This window comes from Salinivibrio sp. IB574 (genome assembly GCF_001996205.1).
GTDB lineage: Bacteria > Pseudomonadota > Gammaproteobacteria > Enterobacterales > Vibrionaceae > Salinivibrio > Salinivibrio proteolyticus.
In genome coordinates this window covers 1-6,477 of the sequence record NZ_MUFN01000061.1, presented here as the reverse complement: position 1 = coordinate 6,477, position 6,477 = coordinate 1, and the positions used below count along the sequence as shown (strand labels likewise).

9 protein-coding genes are annotated in these 6,477 nt (G+C 45.6%); 6 read left to right on the top strand and 3 right to left on the bottom strand.

The genetic code is table 11. The features are described 5' to 3' along the window. Positions 1-20 precede the first annotated feature (20 nt). Together fabA and BZJ17_RS16900 are read right to left on the bottom strand one after the other, a co-directional pair. Positions 21-539: a bifunctional 3-hydroxydecanoyl-ACP dehydratase/trans-2-decenoyl-ACP isomerase gene (gene fabA / locus BZJ17_RS16905; protein WP_108743847.1), complete on the bottom strand. Its 519-nt coding sequence runs from the start codon at positions 537-539 to the stop codon at positions 21-23. Between the two features lie 65 nt (positions 540-604). Continuing rightward, a complete protein-coding gene (locus BZJ17_RS16900) occupies positions 605-2,260 on the bottom strand; it encodes an AAA family ATPase (protein WP_077641509.1) in 1,656 nt (551 codons plus the stop codon). Positions 2,261-2,457: 197 nt separating this feature from the next. Between BZJ17_RS16900 and matP the strand changes: the two genes are divergently transcribed. Both matP and BZJ17_RS16890 read left to right on the top strand, forming a co-directional pair. After that, on the top strand, positions 2,458-2,907 hold the full coding sequence (matP, locus tag BZJ17_RS16895; protein ID WP_077641508.1) for a macrodomain Ter protein MatP: 450 nt from the start codon (positions 2,458-2,460) through the stop codon (positions 2,905-2,907). 59 nt (positions 2,908-2,966) lie between these two features. After that, positions 2,967-3,257, top strand: coding sequence for a DUF3634 family protein (locus BZJ17_RS16890; protein ID WP_069587715.1), 291 nt, complete (start codon positions 2,967-2,969; stop codon positions 3,255-3,257). A gap of 465 nt (positions 3,258-3,722) precedes the next feature. On the opposite strand, the gene BZJ17_RS16885 is transcribed toward BZJ17_RS16890, so the two are convergent. Next, positions 3,723-4,154, bottom strand: coding sequence for a helix-turn-helix transcriptional regulator (locus tag BZJ17_RS16885; protein WP_077641507.1), 432 nt, complete (start codon positions 4,152-4,154; stop codon positions 3,723-3,725). Between the two features lie 118 nt (positions 4,155-4,272). Here BZJ17_RS16885 and BZJ17_RS16880 point away from each other — a divergent pair, with 118 nt between their 5' ends. The 4 genes from BZJ17_RS16880 to BZJ17_RS16865 all read left to right on the top strand — a co-directional run bounded on the left by BZJ17_RS16880 (position 4,273) and on the right by BZJ17_RS16865 (position 6,278). Then, positions 4,273-4,926 carry a phage/plasmid replication protein gene (locus tag BZJ17_RS16880; protein WP_108743848.1) on the top strand — a complete coding sequence of 218 codons (654 nt, stop codon included), beginning with the start codon at positions 4,273-4,275 and terminating at the stop codon, positions 4,924-4,926. After that, on the top strand, positions 4,883-5,140 hold the full coding sequence (locus BZJ17_RS16875; protein ID WP_108743846.1) for a single-stranded DNA-binding protein: 258 nt from the start codon (positions 4,883-4,885) through the stop codon (positions 5,138-5,140). Before BZJ17_RS16880 ends, BZJ17_RS16875 begins: the two co-directional genes overlap by 44 nt. A gap of 68 nt (positions 5,141-5,208) precedes the next feature. Next, on the top strand, positions 5,209-5,865 hold the full coding sequence (locus tag BZJ17_RS16870) for a hypothetical protein (RefSeq protein ID WP_074214238.1): 657 nt from the start codon (positions 5,209-5,211) through the stop codon (positions 5,863-5,865). 173 nt (positions 5,866-6,038) lie between these two features. Continuing rightward, positions 6,039-6,278, top strand: a complete 240-nt coding sequence (locus BZJ17_RS16865) for a hypothetical protein (protein WP_077641506.1) — start codon at positions 6,039-6,041, stop codon at positions 6,276-6,278. The last annotated feature ends 199 nt before the right edge of the window (positions 6,279-6,477 follow it).

Below are 6,477 nucleotides of genomic sequence, written 5' to 3'. Positions count from 1 at the left end.
GTGTAGAGATACAGTATTAGTTAGAATGCTGATGTATCTTGGAACAAACCTACTTTCAGGTCTTTGGCGACATAGATTTCTTTGCCATCGACAAGCACGCGCCCGTCAGCAACACCCATCACCAACTTGCGGTTAATCACTCGCTTCATGYGAATTTCGTAGCGTACTTGCTTGGCAGTAGGAAGTACTTGGCCGGTAAATTTAACTTCACCCACACCAAGTGCACGTCCTTTACCTTCGCCACCAACCCAGCCAAGGAAGAATCCCACAAGCTGCCACATCGCATCAAGACCTAAACAACCTGGCATCACAGGATCACCCGGGAAGTGGCAGTCGAAGAACCAAAGGTCAGGATTAATATCGAGCTCGGCGATGATGACCCCTTTGTCGAAATCCCCACCTTGTTCGGTGATTTCAGCGATACGATCCATCATGAGCATGTTAGGCGCGGGGAGTTGCGGTCTCCCAGGGCCAAATAGTTCACCCTGGCTAGAGGCGAGAAGGTCTTCACGATTATAGGAATTTTGGCGTTTCATTATATCTAAACTGCTCCTTATTCAATTGCGAGCAGATTAGCGTACACGTGTACGCCAAACAACTCGGATCAGTACTGGCCCAACCAGTTTTTTAATCGGCTAAACAAAGTGTTGCAGGTTTGTTTTTCACCATTATGAAAGTGATCGATCCTGTCAGAAATTTTGCCAAGTAATGTTTCGCCTTCGTCTCCTGAGAATGGGAGCCCAGTCACGATAGGAAGCGCTTGTTCGACATCATCAACCGCCCAAATATGAAATTGACCGGCTTTTATCGCATCCACGACATCTTGGCGTAGGCAGAGCGATGACAGATTTGTTTTCGGTAATACAATGCCTTGCTGACCAGTTAAGCCACGATGCGCGCAAACTTGATAGTAACCTTCAATTTTTTCATTGATCCCTCCTACGGCTTGCACTCGTCCAAACTGGTCGACAGCGCCCGTAATCGCAATCGCTTGATTGATAGGTTGCAAGGAAAGCGCGCTAACAAAAGCACACAGCTCTGCCAAGGAAGCGCTGTCACCATCGACCTCACAATAAGATTGCTCAAACACAATGGACGCTGAGTAGGGCAATGGTTCATCAAGATTAAGCGCAGCACTAACAAAGGCCTGCATAATCATCATGCCTTTGGCATGAATATTACCCGCGAGTTCCGCTTTGCGTTCCACATCAGCAATGTCGCCGTCGCCAGAGTGTACAACACATGAAATACGTGCCGGTTCACCATAGCTCATGGGATGGCCAGGGACTTCAATGACAGTGAGACCGTTGATTTGGCCAATATGTTCACCGCGAGTATCAATAAATACTTGGCCTTTATGGATATCTTCAATGGCTCGTTCAGGTAAGTAGGCGGCACGTTGATAGCGCTCTGCTAATGCCTTAGCAATCGCGTCCCCGTCCAATTGGTTTTCAGCATGCATAAGTGCTTCGCCAAGCAGCTGCTGATACCACACTGGGCACAAAGGCATTCGGTGTTGGGCTTCGCTCTCTCGCGCCCCTGCTTGCATCAGTTGGACAATGGCAGTGTCAGTAATGGTTTTATCTGTTAATTGATTTGCAATGCCTTTTAGCCAAGCAAGATAGGCTTCAATATTGTTCTCATTGACTTCAATGTCTTGCTCGTACTCCGCGAATGCGGCGATACCATCGTACAAGTCAGGTTCATGAGTCTCGAAATCTGCTAACCATTGTCGATCGCCCACCAGTATCACTCGGACGCTGAGCGTCTCATCAGGCAATGCGGTCAGTTGATCGGCACGTGCTGTTTGCCAGGGTAAGCGACCCGTGGCGAGTAGTTGACGCAAACGAAGCCAAACACGCGGTTGTTGAAGCACATCTGCGATTTTGAGAATGATGGCGCCTTGGTGAGCTTGATGAATTAAGCCAAATTGCTTCTGTGACGCTGTAACGTTTTTGTTTTCATCATAAGCAAAGCCGAATAGTGATGTTTCAGTGATGTTTTCACCCACAATCACAGGGATACGTGCATCAATTTGGGTTAACGCATCCTGGTACGCATTAAGATAGCCCGGCAAATCAGAGGACATGACGACTAAGCACTGTGTTGGACAGTCTGGTGTCATTAGCCACCGGAACGCGCGACCAAGTCGAGATTGGAGTGAGAATAGCTCAGCCGCTTCCAATGTCTCAAATTGAGCAATTGCTGGGGTAAACTGAGAATAATGTGGTTTGGCATCACGCCAATCAACTTCATGCATGTCTATGATTACTGACTAGGATTAGAATGGAACGAGTATAAAGGATAACACACTGGGCGAATAGGCATACTCGCTATGGGCACACCGGTAAACGACGGGCAGGGGATCAATACGCCGCTTTTACTATGTGTGATAATTGAACAGATTGACAGTTGGTGTTACGCTGTCACCAATCGGCGTGATCAAAGCTTGGGCATATGAAATATCAACAACTCGAAAACCTCGAAGCGGGCTGGAAATGGACCTATCTAGTCAAAAAATGGAAAGATGGTGACACCGTCACAAAATACATTGATAGTTCCGAAATACAAACGGCTATCGATGCGTTAATGGCGATTGAGCATGAGCCAACGCGCGTCAATCAATGGATTGAACAGCACATGTCGCCAGCGCTCGATAACAAGCTCAAACAAGCAATTCGTGCCAAGCGAAAGCGTCACTTCAATGCCGAGCAAGAACACACCCGCAAAAAATCAATTGATTTGGATTATCGGGTTTGGGAACGGCTCTCACAAAAAGCGCATGAGCTAGACGCGACCTTATCCGATACCATCGAGTATTTGTTGTCCGAGGCAAATCGTACAGAGAGCGCAAGCAAGCAAGTTGATGCATTGAAAAAAGATTTGAGCAACTTACTCGATATGTAGCCGTTGGACAGATTGCATTCACAGCAAGAGTCTGACTCTGGAGCAGTTAGAGCAGTATTATGGGTTATTTTTTATTTATATCGTTCGCGATTTTCCTCGCGTTTATGTTGATTGATAGACCTTTGATTGTCATCGCATTTAAAGATGGACAGCTTGTTCGTCACAAAGGCAAAGTGCCAAAAGGTTTCTTGCATGATTGCCAAGAAATTGCCAAACGAAATCCGTTTACCGGAACCGTTAAAGTGTATAGCAACCGTTTTAAGCCGGCGAAATTAGTCATGTCACGCAGCATCGATAGTCGCACACAGCAGCGCATCAAAAACGTTTTTCCACATCAATCATTCAAATAGTGCTAGTTTTCGCTCAAATAACATGACTGTTGGAGGCGATAATCAACACGTCGCCTCTGTGTTAACTATTAAACCCAAGTGCGCATTATGTAGTTTAGGATTATGTTGAGGGTTTTCGGTCAGTACCATTGCGAAGCACTGGACGACTAGGAACGCCGGAAGACGTGGGCGAGTTTACGAGAATCGTCTGACAAGAGACTAGCCCGTAATATAAACCTTATAATGCGCATTTGGTGATACCCCGATAATTCCCTCATACCCACATCACTTCTCGATAATTCCCCCATACCCCCACCATCCTGCGAGGCCATAGCGAGTTTTCAGCTAGTGCCGGCGTTAGGGTTTTTTCTCCTACCTGACCACTACCTTTCATTAGAGATGGGCAAAGCAGATCACGGGGGCGGAGGAAGCGAAGCGCCGCCCGCGGGAGCTGTGCTATAGGTTCGGGTTCCTGTTACACCCGAACTAAGTCCGGACATCCGGACTCTGACCCTCTGCTTCCCCGAGATAATGTCTCTTAGTATCAACGGCCTCCCAGAGTTTATTGATGAACTCTTCCTCATCATCTATATAGTCCCACAGCGTTATCATGAGTATTGTGTCGTTTACTTTATTCATGGCATGACTTGCTTTGTATAAGAACTCCATAGGCGTTTTGCTTCGTTTAATGGCCTTTCCGCTACAGATTTCTCTTTCACTTATATTCAATATCTTAGCTAACTCGTGCACTTGGCTTGCTTTGGGCTCGGTTTTTCCATTTTCCCACTTTAGGTAGGTTTGCGGGGTAATCCCCATTTTTTTTGCTATTTCGCTTTGTTTTAGCCCTGCACGGCTACGGGCCTCCTTAAGTACATCTTTGAGCATGTCATATCTTCCATAAGTATATATTTCTTTCATTCTAACCCTACTTTTATGGACTCAGTCATTGATATACATACTAGTTTATATTAGCCTACATAAAAATGTACTTGACAGGTTTTTAGGTTTGCTTGGTTTTTTTATTGATCAACTGTTCATGCAACAAGATTACCCAGAGGGAGGCTTGCCTCTTGTCGGTACGCATGTGATTGAACGTGTTGATATGGAGACGGGCGAGCATTTACCTCCCAGTGTTAATCAGAAGGTTTTAGAAGGCTCTTACAGCACTAAGCTAACGATTCGTTGTAACGGCAACCGAGTCCGTGTGGAGGGGAAACATTTGCGTCGAGATAAGCGTAAAAAATACGGTGTTACAGAGACTCAACTGAATTATATAGACCAGCTAATTGATTACTGTGCAGAGCAGGGCGTCGTACGAGAAGAGCACAGCCTTAGACAAAAACTTTTAAAGCGCCACAACTTGCAGTTCTACGGGTTAGTTACAGAAGCAGACTTTCACGAACACTTACAAGAYRTCGAGAACGCTATGAAGACACTACAYGCCACGCACGATACTCACTTATCTATTGCTGACCAACTCATATCATCGGGTGTGGTTAAGAGCCGCCAAGCAGCTAACGCTACGCAGTCATATGCAGTTTTATGGCAACAAGGCGTAGATCTTCGCTCTACGCTTAAGCGCTCTCAGTTTTATGAGCATAAATCTAGGTTGAAAGCCATAGGTATCGACATTGGACAACAATTTGATGTTAGCCGCATGTGCCCAACAAACGCGCAATATTCCAGCTAAAGACGATCGTCCAGCCAGAGAGATACGAGAGCAGATTGCTTACGCGCACTTGGGCGGCAAGTTTCCGGTAGAGATGAAGTTACAGATTGAAGAAGGGCAGCCACATTATGCAGCAGGACTTTATACCGTTCACAACTCTAGCTTTATTGTYAATAAGTTTGGTGGTTTGGAGTTAAAACGCTTTGGCATGCTTATAGAGCCGATTGTTGCTTAACAAAGAGTGCGCAGCGGGTAGTGGGATACCCACTGCGCTTACCATCATGATTACTTGAGAGCATCACTATGGAAGACATGAAGTTATCACAACCAACAACTCAGTCAATAAGCCATTCCTTTGCAGACTTATTAAGGCCCAATAAAGTTCATCATTCAGAAGATAAACCGCCTCATTATTGGTCTTTATCTGAGAAGGTTGAGCTTTGCCGTTTGGCTGCTCAGGGTAAAACACGCAAAGAGATTGCTAAAGAGCTAGGGCGTACACATCAGTCAGTTTTGAGTATGGCGCGTAAGCTGGGTGTGGTTTCAATGGGGAGTACATGTCAGAAGATAGCTAATTATATAATTGATAATTATCCTCTTTTTGGCGGGAGTGCGCTTGCTAAAAAGTTAAACATACCTTTCCGCCGAGTGCAGTACATAGCGAGAGAAAATGGCGTTAAATATAAACCTGTCGATAAATATAATCCGCCACTGCCCAGGGCATTAACTTGTTACGACATGGTCAAGCGTGTTTCTTTGCTTGATAGAGACTCGCCGCTTTCCAAAGATGCGGTGGAAGATTGCGTTATCATTTTTTATGACAAGCTTGGACCAAGTGCACCGATGATGGCCATGCATTTAGATGAATTGCTGGAACAAGTTGCACGCCATTTTAAGGTTGATGCACAAGCGCTCACATTAACACTGCTAGCGAAGAAGTTTCGCCACGATCATGTGTAATGGTCATAGCGCCTATCGATATACGCGGCCGGACATATGTCCGGTTTGCGGTAAGGTAGGCATAAATTATTGCGAATACATGTACCGAGGACGTGTATATTTGCACGAAGAACAATGCCCAAGTTGCTTAGGCTTGAAAGCCTATCCAACGACTTATAGTGATGGGAGAATTTATGAGACAAACCAATCAGGTATCGTGTGAGCCCGTAGTTGGCACCACGTGGACATCACAACAAGAAGATTGTGACATTTCATTGTACGTTGAAGAACGTTTAGAACTGGATAATGAATCATATCTTGTCACTGTTGTTGATGCGCGCTACAAGGATGACATGATGGAGCCATCAGAAGAATTGACCAAGAGCCAATGGGAGTCTTTGGTAGCATCATTTGATTTGTCATCAAACCACTGATACCCAAGTGCGCATTATGTAGTTTAGGATTATGTTGAGGGTTTTCGGTCAGTACCATTGCGAAGCACTGGACGACTAGGAACGCCGGAAGACGTGGGCGAGTTTACGAGAATCGTCTGACAAGAGACTAGCCCGTAATATAAACCTTATAATGCGCATTTGGTGATACCCCGATAATTCCCTCATACCCACATCACTT